This is a genomic window from Paraburkholderia sp. BL10I2N1 (assembly GCF_004361815.1).
In the GTDB taxonomy this organism is placed as follows: domain Bacteria; phylum Pseudomonadota; class Gammaproteobacteria; order Burkholderiales; family Burkholderiaceae; genus Paraburkholderia.
In genome coordinates this window covers 2,634,955-2,650,195 of record NZ_SNWA01000001.1, presented here as the reverse complement: position 1 = coordinate 2,650,195, position 15,241 = coordinate 2,634,955, and the positions used below count along the sequence as shown (strand labels likewise).

Below are 15,241 nucleotides of genomic sequence, written 5' to 3'. Positions count from 1 at the left end.
GGCCATGTCCGCGTCCCCCTCCTCCGCCCCGCGTCTGCAGACGTCGTTCGCCAGCATTTATGCTGCGGCCGCCGGATGGGCACGCACCGACGGCCGCACATGGATCTACATGTTCAAGGCGATCGCGGCCGCACTGCTTGCGCTTTTCGTCGCGATGAAGCTCGATCTGCCGCAGCCGCGCACCGCGATGACCACCGTGTTCGTCGTCATGCAGCCACAAAGCGGGATGGTGCTCGCCAAGAGCTTCTACCGGATCTGCGGCACACTGATCGGTCTGGTGGTCATGCTCGCGCTGCTCGGGCTGTTCTCGCAACAGCCCGAGCTATTCATGATCTCGACCGCGTTGTGGGTCGGCATCTGCACGGCCGGCGCCGCGCGCAACCGCAATTTCCGCTCGTACGGCTTCGTGCTGGCAGGCTACACGGCAGCGCTGATCGGCATCCCGGCATCGCAACATCCGGACGGCGCGTTCCTGTCCGCGCTCACGCGGGTGGCCGAGGTTTCGCTCGGCATCGTCTGCTCCGGCGCGGCTAGCGCGCTGGTGTTTCCGGAGCATGCGGGCGAGCAGATGCGCTCCACCGTGCGCGCGCGCTTCAGCGCGTTCGTCGAACACGTGTCATCTTCGTTGTCGGGCCGCGTGCCGCGCGAGCAGATCGATGCAACCAATGCACGCTTTGTGGCGGACATCGTCGGCTTCGAGACGACCCGCAGCGTCGCGGTCTTCGAGACGCCCTTCTCGCGGATGAGAAGCGGCCGCCTGTCGCGTCTGAACAGCGAGTTCATGACCGCGTCAACGCGCTTTCACGCCTTGCATCAACTGATGAACCGGCTTCACGAAAGCGGCGCGACCGTCACGGTCGCAGCACTGGAGCCGTATTTCAGGGAGATCGCGCCGCTGCTCGCGAAGTCGAGCGCGGGTGAACCCGTCTTGAGCGCCGCCGATGCCACGCACGCCGCCGCGCAACTCGAAGCGTACAAGGCCGGGTTGCCGGGGCGTGTGCGTGAAACGCGCGCCGGGCTCGAACTGCAACCGGATGTGCCTCTGCTCGACTTCGACACCGCCGCCGAACTGCTGTATCGCTTCGTCGACGATCTGCACGCGTACGCCGCGACCTATGCCTCGCTCGCCGTCGACACGCACGAGCGTGAACGCTGGATCGAGCGCTACGAGCCGAAGACGAATCCGATCGCGGCGGGCGTTGCCGGCCTGCGCGCGACCATCGTGATGTTGGCGGTCGGCGCGTTCTGGATCGCCACGGCGTGGCCGAGCGGTTCAACACTGGCGCTCAATGCCGCGACGGTCTGCGCGCTGGCGTCGTCGTCGCCCTATCCGATGCGCACCGCGTTCCAGATGGCAGGCGGTACCTTACTGGCTTCGCTCGTCGGGATGATCGTGACCTTCGGCATCTACCCGCACATCACCGGCTTTCCGCTGCTTGCCCTCGCGCTCACACCCGCCCTCCTGATCGGCGTGTTCATGACGACACGGCCGAAGCTGGCGGGCTATGGCATGGGTTACTGCATCTTCTTCAGCTTTCTGGCGGGCCCCGACAACCTGATCGTCTACGATCCCACCAGCTTCATGAACGACGCACTGGCGTTGATCCTGTCGCTGCTGGTGGGGTCCATTGCGTTTGCCGTGCTGCTGCCGCCGTCGACACCATGGCTGCGCAACCGACTCTTCAACGATCTGCGGCGCCAGGTCGTGTTGACGTGCCACGGGCGCCTGTCGCGGCTGCGTTCGCGCTTCGAAAGCGGCGCGCGCGATCTGACGTTCCAGATCAACGCGCTCGCAGAGGGCGAGCCGGCATTGAAACTCAACACGCTGCGCTGGCTGTTTGCGGTGCTCGAAGTGGGCAACGCGGTGATCGATCTGCGCAAGGAGATTGCGACCCTGCCCGCCGACGCGCGCTATGCGGACTCGATGCCGTGGCGTGTCGCGATCCGCAGGATGCGCGATACGCTCGCGAAACTGTTCCACAACCCGGATGCAAATCGCCATGTCGCCGCGCTGGCTGCGACAGCCGACGCCATTGCCGCCACGCAACAGGTGCTTGCCACGTTCACGCCGCCACGCGAGGAACGTCGCCAGTTGCAGCGCATCCTGAGTCATCTGCATTTCATTCGTACCGCGCTGCTCGATCCGCAATCGCCGCTGGAAGAACTGGTTGGCGCACGGCGTGACGCGCGTGAAGGAGACCACCATGCCACGTGAAATCGCTGTCCTTGACGCGTACGTGCCGGCCATCGTGCTGCTGTTCATCGCCGGTGCCGCCGTGACCTGGGTGCTGGACCGTGTGATCGCCTGGACCGGGCTGTATCGCGTCGTCTGGCACCCTTCCCTATTCAGGGCGAGCCTGCTCGTCTGTGTGTGCGGCGTGCTCGGGCTCGCCGTTTATCGTTGATCAGAGTCGAATCATGACCATCCGGAAAATTATTGGCTTCGTCGCGACCCTCGCTATTTTTGGCGTCGCGATTCTGACTGGCCGTGCGCTGTGGGTGCACTACATGGACGAACCGTGGACGCGTGATGGGCGCGTGCGTGCGGACGTCATCAACATTGCGCCCGATGTGTCGGGTGCGGTGGTCGAACTGCCGGTGCACGACAACCAGCTCGTGAAGAAAGGCGATCTGTTGATGCAGATCGATCCGTCGCATTACCAGATTGCGGTCGAGCAGGCCCAGGCAGCCGTTGCGGCACGCAAGGCCGAGTTGCAGATGCGGCGCGACGATGCGCAGCGGCGTGCGGACATGGACAGCCTGGTGGTGTCGAAGGAAAGCCGCGAGAACGCGTCGCACACCGCCAGCGCTGCTGAAGCGCAGTATCAGCAGGCGCTCGCCGCGCTGGATGCAGCGAAGCTGAACCTCGAGCGTACGCGGGTGGTGGCGCCTGCCGACGGCTATGTGACGAATCTACAGGTTTTCCGCGGCGACTATGCGAATGCCGGTGCGCCCAAAATGGCTATCGTCGATAGCCATTCGTTCTGGGTCTATGGGTATTTCGAGGAAACCAAGTTGCCGCGTGTGCGGATCGGCGACAAGGCCGAAATGCGGCTGATGAGCGGCGGGGTTCTGCACGGGCACGTCGAAAGTATTTCCCGCGGCATCTATGACCGCGATAATCCGCAAAGCCGTGAACTGCTCGCTGATGTGAATCCTACTTTCAACTGGGTAAGGCTGGCGCAGCGGGTGCCCGTGCGGGTGCATATCGATCAGGTGCCTGATGGGCTTGTGCTTTCTGCGGGGACTACCTGTACGGTTGTTGTTACGCCTGGTTGACGCTTTTTTTGATCTGGGGAAACAAGCAAAAAAAACAACAAGACAGAAAAATCAGAACCCCAATCTAAACTTCCCAACCATCCCCTTAAGCGCCTTAGCCTGATCATCGAGGGACTGCGCAGCGGCAGTAGCCTGCTCCACCAAGGCAGCATTCTGCTGCGTCCCCGAATCCATCTGCGTAACAGCAAGATTGATCTCTTCGATCCCGGAACTCTGCTCGGCGGAAGCCGCAGAAATCTCCCCCATGATGTCCGTCACACGTTTGACCGCCTTCACGACTTCATCCATGGTTTGCCCGGCATCCTGAGCAAGCGTCGACCCATTGCTAACCCGTTCGACGGAAGCATTGATCAGCGTCTTGATCTCCTTGGCCGCGGCGGCGCTGCGCCCGGCAAGATTGCGCACCTCGCCCGCCACCACCGAGAAGCCGCGCCCGTCCTCACCGGCACGCGCAGCCTCGACGGCAGCGTTCAGCGCAAGAATGTTCGTCTGGAATGCGATCCCCTCGATCACGCCGATGATGTCGCCAATGCTCCGCGCACTCTCGTTGATCTTGCCCATCGTCGCCACGACGCGACCGACCACCTCGCCGCCCTTCTCCGCAATCTCCGATGCGTTGTGGGCGAGCGCGCTCGCCTGCTTCGCGTTATCGGCGTTCTGGCGCACCGTCGACGTCAACTGCTCCATGCTGCTCGCGGTGCGCTCGAGCGCGACCGCCTGCTGCTCGGTGCGCTGCGACAGGTCGAGATTGCCCATCGAAATCTCGCTGGACGCCGCGGCAATCGCCTCGGCGCTCGCCGCGATATCGGCAACCGTCGTCGACAAGCCCTTCTGCATGTCCCGCAGCGCGAACAGCATGCTCGACGTATCCTTTCGCCCAATCGAAATCTCATTCGACAGATCGCCCGCCGCGATCCGGCTCGCAATCTCTTTCGCGTACACCGGCTCGCCGCCCAGTTGCCGCGACAGGCGCCGCACCACCCATTCACTGACGAAGAACGCGAGCACCATCAAGCCGGCCGTCATCACGGCCATCATCACGAACGACGAGTGATAGATGAATGCGGAGGCCTCGATGGTCGCCTTCGCCGCCGTCCCTCGCTGCGCGACGAGTTCGTCGACCAGTTTCTCGAGCTTGCCTGTTTCGACCAGCAGCGAAACGTCCTGCGTGCCGACCTGCCAGTTCATCTGCGACAGATCCAGCGGCTGCGCCTTCACCAGCTTGACGAACTCGCGCAGATTGCCGCTCCACGCCGCGACCGCCGCGGCGAACTTCTTCTGTTGGGCCACCGCCGCACTGTCGGAGCCGTCGGCATACTGCTGCAGCGTGTTCATCTGGGTGCCGATCGCCGTGAGACCCGCCTCGATGTCGTTACCGAGGTCGTCTCGCTCCTTGGCGGTCGTGGCGGTCAGCAGCATCTTCTGGGCACGGCTTGCGCGCAGGACGTACCCACGCGCTTCCTCGACCGCACGGCTCGCAACATGGCCCTGGTCGTAGATCGACTGGGTCGACGCGTTCAGGCGGCTGATCTGCGTGAGCGAAAACACCCCGATCGCCATCGTGCCGATCAACAGCAGCGCAAACGCCAGACGCAGCGTTGCCTTCACCGACAGGCCCTTGAGCCGGCCTGCCGGCACACGCGATTGCGACACTCCCCGATAAGGCGCGCCATCCGAAACGAACCCCGCATCCTCGCGCTTGCCCAGCGTTGCTGCTTTCATTTTTCTGCCCCCACATTTAGAACCGAACTGCCGGAAAGGTCTGTTCCGGCATGACCGCCTATCTTTCCCGGTCAACGGCACAACGCCGTCAATCTTTAATCTCGCGCGCGGCGCAGTCCCGGGCCCCGTGACGCGCCGCTTCGTGGGCCGCGCGCCTGCGAGTCGGTTTATACACGTCCAAAAAACCATTCAGAAGCATTTCAGACCACCCAAACCCAGTATCCGGGACAATCCCAATGCACCGGAATGATGCAAATATGCCATGCCGCGATGTCCGATTCGCGACAAAACTTGGCAGGACAATTACTCCAAGCCACACTAAACTGCCTGAGCTAACAAATAAACCCCGGCGAATAAAGTGCAATGGCTGCGTCCCGGTGTCGCAGTTGGTATCGCAGCCCATCCCAGCCGGTCCGCTCGACGATTTCTCCCAGCCCTTTTCAACCTTATGGAAACGAGCCTCGACAAAAGCGCCATCGCCACCGCTGGCGCAACCCGCGCCGCGGCCACGCCGGCCGCCGTTGGCCAAGCCCAGCGCACGGTGTACTCCGTGCTTGGTGCAATCAGCTTCTCGCACCTGCTCAACGACATGATCCAGTCGTTGATCCTCGCCATCTATCCGATGCTGAAGGACAACTTCTCGCTGTCGTTCGGCCAGATTGGCCTCATCACGCTGGTCTACCAGATCACGGCATCCCTGCTGCAACCGCTCGTCGGCATCTATACGGACAAGAATCCGAAGCCGTATTCGCTGCCGGTCGGCATGGGCTTCACACTGTCCGGACTGGTGCTGATGTCGGTTGCGCCGAACTTCGGCGTGCTGCTGGTCGCGGCCGCGCTGGTGGGCTGCGGCTCGTCGGTGTTTCACCCGGAATCGTCGCGGGTGGCGCGGATGGCGTCCGGTGGCCGGCACGGCTTCGCGCAGTCGCTGTTTCAGGTCGGCGGCAATGCGGGCTCGTCGCTCGGGCCGCTGCTCGCCGCACTGATCGTCATTCCGCATGGCCAGCGCAGCATCGCCTGGTTCTCGGTCGCGGCGCTCGTGGCGATCGCCGTACTGACGCAGATCGGCCGCTGGTACAAACAGCATCCGGCAACGAAGAAGACGCGCGGTGCACAGGCCGGACATCCGGCGCTCCCGCGCAGCAAGGTGATGCTTGCGATGAGCGTGCTCGTGCTGCTCGTGTTCTCGAAGTACTTCTATCTCGCGAGCATCAACAGCTACTTCACGTTCTATCTGATCGACAAGTTCCACCTGCCGGTTCAGGCCGCGCAGATCCACCTCTTCGTGTTCCTTGCGGCCGTTGCCGCGGGCACGATGATCGGTGGCCCGATCGGCGACAGGATCGGCCGCAAGTACGTGATCTGGGTGTCGATCCTCGGCGTCGCACCGTTCACGCTGCTGCTGCCCTACGCCAACCTGTTCTGGACCGGCGTGCTGACCGTGGTGATCGGCATCGTGCTGGCGTCGGCGTTCTCGGCCATCCTCGTGTATGCGCAGGAGTTGATCCCCGGCAAGGTGGGAATGGTTTCAGGGCTCTTCTTCGGCTTCGCGTTTGGCCTGGGGGGCATCGGTGCCGCAGTGCTCGGGCAACTGGCCGACGCAACGAGCATTGCCTTCGTCTACAAGGTCTGCTCGTTCCTTCCGCTCATCGGCGTGCTGACCGTGCTCCTGCCGAACGTGGAGGGCAGGAAAGCAAAAGCTTGAACGTCCCGCGCCTCACGTAAGAGGCAAACGGAAACGGAAAAAGGCGCTGCGTTGCGGCGCCTTTCTTCATGGGTCGCCGGACTGCGCACGTCTGAGCCTCTCTCTGTGTTCCGTGCCCACCTGTTCCCCACTCCGATCTGTACGTGCGCTGCCCGTCCTTGCGCACCCGCTGGCGTCATGGTGAACCCGCGTTGTTCGACCGTGCCGCGGTGCTCTATCCTGTGCGCACGCGCTGCACCTGCTGCCCGGTTCGCACGCCGGCGCGTGGTTCGCTTGCTGTTCTCCGCTCAACGCATGACAGAAGGACCGCCGCCGATGACCCGCTACCGCGATTTCCACCGCCGCTCGATTGAAGACCCCGAATCGTTCTGGGCGAACGAAGCGCAACGCATCCACTGGGAAACGCCGTTCGAGCGCGTGCTCGACCGCTCGAACCCGCCGTTCGCACGCTGGTTCACCGGTGGCCGGACGAACCTGTGTCACAACGCGGTCGACCGGCATCTCGTCGAGCGCGCCCAACAGACCGCGCTCATCTACGTCTCGACGGAAACCGGCATCGAGCGGCGCTACACCTATGCCGAGCTGTACGCGGAAATCAACCGGATGGCCGCCGTCATGCGCTCGCTTGGCGTGAAGCGCGGCGACCGCGTGCTGATCTATCTGCCGATGATTGCCGAAGCCGTGTTTGCGGTGCTCGCCTGCGCGCGGCTCGGCGCGATTCACTCGGTCGTGTTCGGCGGGTTCGCGGCGCCCAACCTCGCGGCCCGCATCGATGACGCGAAACCCGCGTTGATCGTCACCGCCGACGCCGGCGCACGCGGCGGAAAAGTGATCGACTACACGCCGCTCGTCGACGAAGCCCTTGCACGCGCCACCCACAAGCCGCCGCACGTGCTGCTGATCGACCGGCAACTGGCGCCCGAGCGGCTCTCCGCCAGCTACCTGGTCGCCTACGAGCCGCTGCGGGAACAGTATTTCGAGGCCCACGTTCCATGCGAATGGCTCGAGTCGAACGAGCCGTCCTATGTGCTCTACACGTCCGGCACGACCGGCCGGCCGAAAGGCGTACAGCGCGACGTCGGCGGCTATGCGGTCGCGCTGGCGGCGTCGATGGAATACATCTTCGAAGGCCGCGCCGGCGACACGATGTTTACGGCGTCGGACATCGGCTGGGTGGTCGGGCACAGCTACATCATCTACGCGCCGCTGATCGCGGGCCTGACGACGGTCATGTACGAAGGCACGCCCATCCGTCCGGATGGCGGCATCTGGTGGCGTCTCGTCGAGCAGTACCGCATCAACCTGATGTTCACCGCGCCGACCGCGCTGCGCGTACTGAAGAAGCAGGACCCCGCGTTGATGAAGAAGTCCAACCTGTCGAGCCTGCGCACACTGTTTCTGGCCGGCGAGCCGCTCGACGAGCCGACCGCTTCATGGATTTCTGACGCGCTCGGCAAACCGGTCGTCGACAACTTCTGGCAGACCGAAACCGGCTGGCCGATCCTTGCGATCCAGCGCGGCATTGAAGCATTGCCGCCCAAACTCGGCTCGCCAGGGGTGCCGTGTTACGGCTACGACCTGTCGATACGCAACGAACTCACCGGCGAACAATGTGCGCCAGGCGAAAAGGGAGTGATCACGCTTGGCTATCCCCTGCCGCCAGGATGCATGTCGACGGTCTGGGGCGACGACGCACGCTTCGTGACAACGTACTGGTCGAGCCTGCCGGGTCAGCAGCCGGGTCAGCAGCATTACTCGACGTTCGACTGGGGCGTGCAGGATGACGATGGCTACGTGACGATCCTCGGCCGCACCGACGACGTGATCAACGTCGCCGGCCACCGGCTGGGCACGCGCGAAATCGAGGAGGCGTTGTCGAGCCATGCCGCCGTGGCGGAAGTGGCGGTGGTGGGTGTCGCGGATCCGCTTAAGGGGCAGGTGGCGCTCGCGTTCGTCGTGTTGCGCGATCCGGACCGGTATGCAAAAGCCGGGGCGCGAGCCAATCTCGAAGCGGATCTGGCAGGTACCGTGGACCGGCAACTCGGTGCGATTGCTCGGCCCGCGCGCGTGCACGTGGTGTCGATGCTGCCGAAGACACGTTCGGGCAAGCTGCTGCGTCGCGCGATTGCGGCGCTGGCCGAGGGCCGCGACCCGGGCGATCTGCCGACGATCGAAGATCCCGCCGCGCTCGCGCAGTTGCGCGCGGCGCTGGATCAGGCGGTGGGCGGTTAGCGAGACAGCCATGCCGACCGGCGCACCGCCCACCGGCGTGACACTCACTCCATCAAACCCGCGCCTGCAGAAACCGCGAAAGGATACCGTTCGAGTACGTGCCGGCGATATCCGTCAGAAACGTTGCGAACGAGGTCGGCGCGTGGGCATCGGCGGTATCGGAAACCGTGCGCACGATCGCGCACGGCACTCCGTATTCGTAACATACCTGCGCAATGGCCGCGCCTTCCATTTCGACTGCAAGCGCATCCGGCAGGGCTTCACGCAGCGCCTCGACTGCCGCGGCACTCGCGACAAACTGGTCGCCACTGATCACGAGCCCGCGATGCACCCGCGGCATTGCCGTCGCAAAGCGCGCTGCAAGCGTGACGCCCTCTTCCGCGACGAAGCACGCGCACGCATCGGCAAGCTGCGCCGACAACGACTGATCGGCAACAAAGCGCGTCACACCCAGTAGCGGCACTTCGAAGCGGGGAAAAAGCGGCGACGCATCGAGGTCGTGCTGCATCAACGCATCGGCGACGACGATATCGCCGATCCGCACGTCGCGCCCGACACCGCCGGCAACCCCGGTGAACACGACTGCTTCGACCTCGAATGCGTGAATCAACGCGCTGACCGTCGCCGCCGCGGCGACCTTGCCGACCCGCGCAAGTGTCACGACGCATGGCGTGCCGTGCACCGTGCCAACGTGATAGTCACGCCGGCCAAGCGTGACCGTGCGCACGCCCGACTCGGCCCGCATCGCCTCGACCAGATCACCGAGTTCCTGCGGCAATGCCGCCAGCACACCAAGCACGCGACGGCCCGTGACATCAGCTTCGACAGGCGCGCTCATTCGACAGCCTGCAGCTTGGCCACCGCGAGCGCCAGCCACTTCTCGCCATGCCGCTTGAACTTGACCTGCGCCTTCCCATCGGCGCCGCTCCCTTCGAGGGCGGTAATCGTGCCTTCACCGAACTTTGTGTGGAACACCTGCTGACCGATACGGAAGCCGGTTTCCGCCGCCCGCTGCTCGTTGGCAAAGGCCGGCAGCGGCGCGGAAGTTGCCGCCCCGCCATAGCCCTGCTGACGGTCCGGGCGTGCGAACCAGTCACGCCCGTAGCCGGCATTGTCCGAGCGGCCGCCCCAGCGCGCCCCCGCCTCGACCTTCGGCGTGAGCCACTTCAACGTTTCCTGCGGCAGCTCGTCGAAAAAGCGCGAGCGGATGTTGTAGCGCGTCTGGCCGTGCAGCATCCGACTCTGCGCGAACGACAGATAGAGCCGTTCCTTGGCCCGGGTGATCGCGACATAAGCGAGGCGCCGCTCCTCCTCCAGACCATCCGTTTCCATCGCGCTGTTCTCGTGCGGGAAGAGGCCCTCCTCCAGGCCGGTGATGAACACCGCCGTGAATTCGAGCCCCTTCGCCGCATGCACCGTCATCAGCTGAACGGCTTCCTGGCCGGCCTGCGCCTGGTTGTCGCCAGCTTCGAGCGATGCGTGCGACAGGAAGCCCGCAAGCGGCGTCATCGTGTCGGGGTTTTGCGCGGGGTCGGTGGGCGACGCCGCATCGAGCACCACGGTGGTGGGATCGTCGGTGGCGGCAACCAGCTCCGGCGCAGCAGTCGCACCCGGACGCAAGGGGATCGAACGCGCCGGCGTGTCGAGACCGTAACCCTCTTCGCTGACAAACGCCGCCGCCGCGTTGACCAGTTCCTGCAGGTTTTCCAGCCGGTCCTGACCTTCGCGCTCGTTCTGGTAAAACTCGGCGAGGCCACTCACCCGAACCACGTACTCGACCGTTTCCGGCAGGCTCATCTGCTGCGTTTCAGCGCGCATCTTCGCGATCAGGTTCGCAAAGCTGCCGAGGCTCGAGCCGGCCTTGCCGGTGACATACGGAATGGCCGCGGCCATCGACACGCTGTAGACCCGGGCCGAATCCGCCAGCTGTTCGATCGATCGCGCCCCGATTCCGCGCGTCGGAAAATTGACGACGCGCGCGAACGCAGTGTCGTCGTTCGGGTTGTCGATCAGGCGCAGGTAGGCGAGCGCGTGCTTCACTTCCTGCCGCTCGAAAAAACGCAGGCCGCCATACACGCGATAAGGAATGCCCACGTTCACGAGCGTATGTTCGATCGTGCGCGACTGCGCGTTGCTCCGGTACAGCACGGCGATTTCGCTGCGCGACAGGCCGGTGTTGATCAGCGCCTTGATCTCTTCGACGATCCAGCCCGCCTCCTGGGTATCGGTGGCGGCCTCGTAGACGCGCACGGGTTCGCCATGGCCCGCGTCGGTGCGCAGGTTCTTGCCAAGACGCCGCGAGTTGTTCGCAATCAGCTGATTCGCCGCATCGAGGATGTGGCCGTGCGAGCGGTAGTTCTGCTCCAGCTTGATGAGGTGCCGCACGTTGAATTCCTGCTCGAAGTCGCGCATATTGCCGACGTTCGCGCCCCGGAAGGCATAGATCGACTGGTCGTCGTCGCCGACGGCGAAAATCGAATTCGTCTGGCCGGCGAGCAGCTTGAGCCACGTGTACTGGAGCTTGTTGGTGTCCTGAAACTCGTCGACGAGAATGTGCCTGAAACGCGCCTGATAGTGCGCGCGCAGCGGCGGATTGTGCGCGAGCAGTTCGTAGCAGCGCAGCAGCAGTTCCGGAAAATCCACCACGCCTTCGCGCTGGCACTGCTGGTCGTACGCTTCATACAGTTCGACGAATTTCCGGTTGAAATTGTCGGTCGCATCGACGTCTTTCGGACGCAGCCCCTGCTCTTTCGCGTTGTTGATGAAGTACTGCAGGTTCTTCGCCGGATATTTCTCGTCGTCGATGTTAAGGCCCTTCATCAGACGCTTGATTGCCGAGAGCTGATCGGCAGTGTCGAGAATCTGGAACGTGGCCGGCAGCCCGGCGTCGCGGTGATGCGCGCGCAGCATCCGGTTGCACAGGCCGTGAAACGTGCCGATCCACATACCGCGCGTGTCGATGGGCAACAACGCCGACAGGCGCGACATCATCTCGCGGGCGGCCTTGTTCGTGAACGTGACGGCGAGAATCGTAGCCGGCGAGGCGAAGCCGTGCTGGATCAGCCACGCGATCCGTGTGATGAGGACGCGCGTCTTGCCACTGCCGGCGCCTGCCAGAATGAGTGCCGGCTCGTTCGGTAACGTGACGGCAGCGTGTTGTTCAGGGTTCAGGTTTGCGAGCAGATCGGGCATGTGAGATGGGGAAAACAGCGGGTCGTGCAGCCTTATGGCGGGTCGTCCGACATTATAAGTCCCGGCGCTGAATGTGCCGGCGAGCGCTGGCCGAACGGCCAGTGCAGAGGCCACATCCCTCGCGCCGCACCCTGGCCGGATGGCCAACCGTCGGGGCTGCGCGCCGCCTGGCCGCCGCCAGCCTTTATAATTGCGGCATTCCCGCCTATTCACGAATTTTTCAGCAGACTTCCAACAATGAGCGACAGCACGCTGGCCAAGAGTTTCGAGCCCAATATCATCGAGAGCTACTGGGGTCCCGAGTGGGAAAAGCGCGGCTATGCCGCGCCGGCCATGGCTGCGGAGCGCAAGGATTTCTCGATCCAACTGCCGCCGCCGAACGTCACGGGCACGCTGCACATGGGCCACGCGTTCAACCAGACGATCATGGACGGCCTCACGCGCTATCACCGCATGCTTGGCGAAAACACGCTGTGGCTGCCGGGCACCGACCACGCAGGGATCGCCACGCAGATTGTCGTCGAACGGCAGCTGGATGCGCAGAAAATCTCGCGCCATGACCTCGGCCGCGAGAAGTTCATCGAGCGCGTGTGGGAATGGAAGCAGGAGTCCGGCTCGAGCATCACGAAGCAGGTGCGGCGGCTCGGCGCATCGGTCGACTGGTCGCGTGAGTACTTTACGATGGACGATAGGATGTCGGCCGCCGTGCGCGATGTTTTCGTCCGCCTGTATGAACAGGGTCTGATCTATCGCGGCAAGCGCCTCGTCAACTGGGACCCGGTGCTGCTCACCGCCGTGTCCGATCTGGAAGTTGTCAGCGAGGAAGAAAACGGCCACCTGTGGCATATCCATTACCCGCTGGCCGACGGCTCCGGCCACCTGACCGTCGCCACGACGCGTCCCGAGACGATGCTGGGCGACGTCGCCGCCATGGTCCACCCGGAAGACGAACGCTACGCGCACCTGATCGGCAAGACCGTCAAGCTGCCGCTGACTGGCCGCGAGATTCCCATCATCGCCGACGACTACGTCGACCGCGAATTCGGTACGGGCGTCGTGAAAGTGACACCCGCGCACGATTTCAACGACTACCAGGTCGGCCAGCGCCACAAGCTGCCGCAGATCGAAATCCTCACGCTGGACGCGAAGATCAACGACAACGCGCCCAAAGCGTACCGCGGCATGGACCGCTTCGAGGCCCGCAAGCATGTCGTGGCCGATCTCGAAGCGCTGGGCCTGCTCGAGTCGGTGAAGCCGCACAAGCTGATGGTGCCGCGTGGCGACCGCACCGGTGTCGTCATCGAGCCGATGCTGACCGATCAGTGGTTCGTCGCGATGAGCAAGCCTGCGCCCGAAGGCACGCTCAATCCGGGCAAGTCGATTGCGGAAACGGCGCTCGATGTCGTGCGCAGCGGCGAAATCAGGTTCGTTCCGGAAAACTGGACCACCACGTACTACCAGTGGCTCGAAAACATCCAGGACTGGTGTATCTCGCGCCAGCTGTGGTGGGGCCACCAGATTCCGGCCTGGTATGGCGAGAACGGCGAAATCTTCGTGGCGAAGAGCGAAGAAGAAGCGAAAGCGCAGGCGGTCGCGAGAGGCTACACCGGCCAGCTCAAGCGCGACGACGACGTGCTCGACACGTGGTTCTCGTCGGCGCTCGTGCCCTTCTCGTCGCTGGGATGGCCCAACGAGACCGAAGAACTGAAGCATTTCCTGCCGTCGTCCGTGCTGGTGACGGGCTTCGACATCATCTTCTTCTGGGTCGCGCGCATGGTCATGATGACCACGCACTTCACCGGCAAGGTGCCATTTGACACCGTGTACGTGCACGGGCTCGTGCGCGATGCCGAGGGTCAGAAGATGTCGAAGAGCAAGGGCAACACGCTCGACCCGATCGATATCGTCGACGGCATCGATCTCGATGCGCTGGTCGCGAAGCGCACCACCGGCCTGATGAATCCGAAGCAGGCCGCCAGTATCGAAAAGAAGACGCGCAAGGAATTCCCCGATGGCATTCCGGCGTTCGGCACCGATGCGCTGCGATTCACGATGGCCTCGATGGCGACGCTCGGGCGCAATGTCAACTTCGACCTCTCGCGCTGCGAGGGGTATCGCAACTTCTGCAACAAGCTGTGGAACGCCACGCGCTTCGTGCTGATGAACTGCGAAGGCCACGACTGCGGCTTCGGCAAGCCGGAAGAATGCTCGACAAGCCCATGTGGCCCGGGCGCTTACCTCGATTTCTCGCAGGCGGACCGCTGGATCGTGTCGCACCTGCAGCGCGTCGAAGCCGAAGTCGCAAAAGGCTTCGCCGACTACCGCTTCGACAATGTGGCGAACGCCATATACAAATTCGTGTGGGACGAATACTGTGACTGGTATCTCGAACTCGCGAAGGTCCAGATCCAGATGGGTATGCCGGAGCAGCAGCGTGCCACGCGCCGCACCCTGTTACGTGTGCTGGAAACCGTGCTGCGCCTGGCGCACCCAGTGATTCCGTTCATCACCGAAGCGCTCTGGCAGAAGGTGGCGCCGCTCGCGGCAAGCTATCCGGAAGGCCTTGCGGAAGGCGAAGCCTCGCTCATGGTGCAGCGCTACCCGGTGGCCGAGCCGAAAAAGATCGACGAAGCCGCCGAGCAGTGGGTGACCGACCTGAAGGCTGTGATCGATGCGGCGCGGAACCTGCGCGGCGAGATGAGCCTGTCGCCAGCAACGAAAGTGCCGCTGCTGGCAACCGGCAATGCCGAGCGTCTGCGAACGTTCGCGCCCTATGCCCAGGCGCTGGCCCGTCTGTCAGAGGTCCAGATCATCGCCGACGAAGCAACGCTCGATGCGCAGGCAGCTGGCGCGCCGATTGCTATCGTTGGCCGTGACAAGCTCGTGCTGAAGGTCGAGATCGATGTCGCCGCCGAACGGGAGCGTCTGTCGAAAGAGATCGCACGATTGACGGCAGAAGTGGTGAAATGTAACGCCAAGCTGCAGAATGAGAGTTTTGTTGCAAAAGCCCCGCCTGCGGTCGTTGAGCAGGAGCAGAAAAGGCTGGCAGAATACGAGACCACCATCGGCAAGCTGAACGCGCAACTCGCGCGTCTGCCCGCCTGAAACCGC

General features: G+C 63.7%; 9 protein-coding genes. 6 read left to right on the top strand and 3 right to left on the bottom strand.

Going from position 1 to position 15,241, the window contains the following annotated elements; genetic code table 11:
- Nucleotides 1-4 precede the first annotated feature (4 nt).
- Genes B0G77_RS12440 through B0G77_RS12430 form a run of 3 tightly spaced genes read left to right on the top strand, consistent with a single transcriptional unit; the run spans nt 5 to nt 3,279 of the window.
- Nucleotides 5-2,215, top strand: a complete 2,211-nt coding sequence (locus B0G77_RS12440) for an FUSC family protein (protein ID WP_133662402.1) — start codon at nt 5-7, stop codon at nt 2,213-2,215.
- Nucleotides 2,205-2,405: a DUF1656 domain-containing protein gene (locus tag B0G77_RS12435; protein ID WP_133662401.1), complete on the top strand. Its 201-nt coding sequence runs from the start codon at nt 2,205-2,207 to the stop codon at nt 2,403-2,405. Before B0G77_RS12440 ends, B0G77_RS12435 begins: the two co-directional genes overlap by 11 nt.
- A gap of 13 nt (nt 2,406-2,418) precedes the next feature.
- The gene (locus tag B0G77_RS12430; RefSeq protein ID WP_133662400.1) at nt 2,419-3,279 is read left to right on the top strand and encodes an HlyD family secretion protein; all 861 of its coding nucleotides are present in this window, start codon (nt 2,419-2,421) and stop codon (nt 3,277-3,279) included.
- A gap of 51 nt (nt 3,280-3,330) precedes the next feature.
- Here the strand turns inward: B0G77_RS12430 and B0G77_RS12425 are convergent, their stop codons facing one another.
- Nucleotides 3,331-5,001: a methyl-accepting chemotaxis protein gene (locus B0G77_RS12425; protein ID WP_133662399.1), complete on the bottom strand. Its 1,671-nt coding sequence runs from the start codon at nt 4,999-5,001 to the stop codon at nt 3,331-3,333.
- Between the two features lie 448 nt (nt 5,002-5,449).
- Here B0G77_RS12425 and B0G77_RS12420 point away from each other — a divergent pair, with 448 nt between their 5' ends.
- Both B0G77_RS12420 and B0G77_RS12415 read left to right on the top strand, forming a co-directional pair.
- Nucleotides 5,450-6,706 carry an MFS transporter gene (locus B0G77_RS12420; RefSeq protein WP_133662398.1) on the top strand — a complete coding sequence of 419 codons (1,257 nt, stop codon included), beginning with the start codon at nt 5,450-5,452 and terminating at the stop codon, nt 6,704-6,706.
- Between the two features lie 315 nt (nt 6,707-7,021).
- Nucleotides 7,022-8,938, top strand: a complete 1,917-nt coding sequence (locus tag B0G77_RS12415; RefSeq protein ID WP_133662397.1) for a propionate--CoA ligase — start codon at nt 7,022-7,024, stop codon at nt 8,936-8,938.
- Nucleotides 8,939-8,990: 52 nt separating this feature from the next.
- Here B0G77_RS12415 and B0G77_RS12410 read toward each other — a convergent pair whose 3' ends face one another.
- Together B0G77_RS12410 and B0G77_RS12405 are read right to left on the bottom strand one after the other, a co-directional pair.
- Nucleotides 8,991-9,776, bottom strand: coding sequence for a 5'-methylthioadenosine/adenosylhomocysteine nucleosidase (locus B0G77_RS12410; protein ID WP_133662396.1), 786 nt, complete (start codon nt 9,774-9,776; stop codon nt 8,991-8,993).
- A complete protein-coding gene (locus B0G77_RS12405) occupies nt 9,773-12,130 on the bottom strand; it encodes a UvrD-helicase domain-containing protein (RefSeq protein ID WP_133662395.1) in 2,358 nt (785 codons plus the stop codon). Before B0G77_RS12405 ends, B0G77_RS12410 begins: the two co-directional genes overlap by 4 nt.
- Nucleotides 12,131-12,367: 237 nt before the next feature.
- On the opposite strand from B0G77_RS12405, the gene B0G77_RS12400 reads away from it, so the two are divergent.
- Complete coding sequence (locus B0G77_RS12400; protein WP_133664119.1) at nt 12,368-15,235, top strand: valine--tRNA ligase; 2,868 nt, start codon at nt 12,368-12,370, stop codon at nt 15,233-15,235.
- The last annotated feature ends 6 nt before the right edge of the window (nt 15,236-15,241 follow it).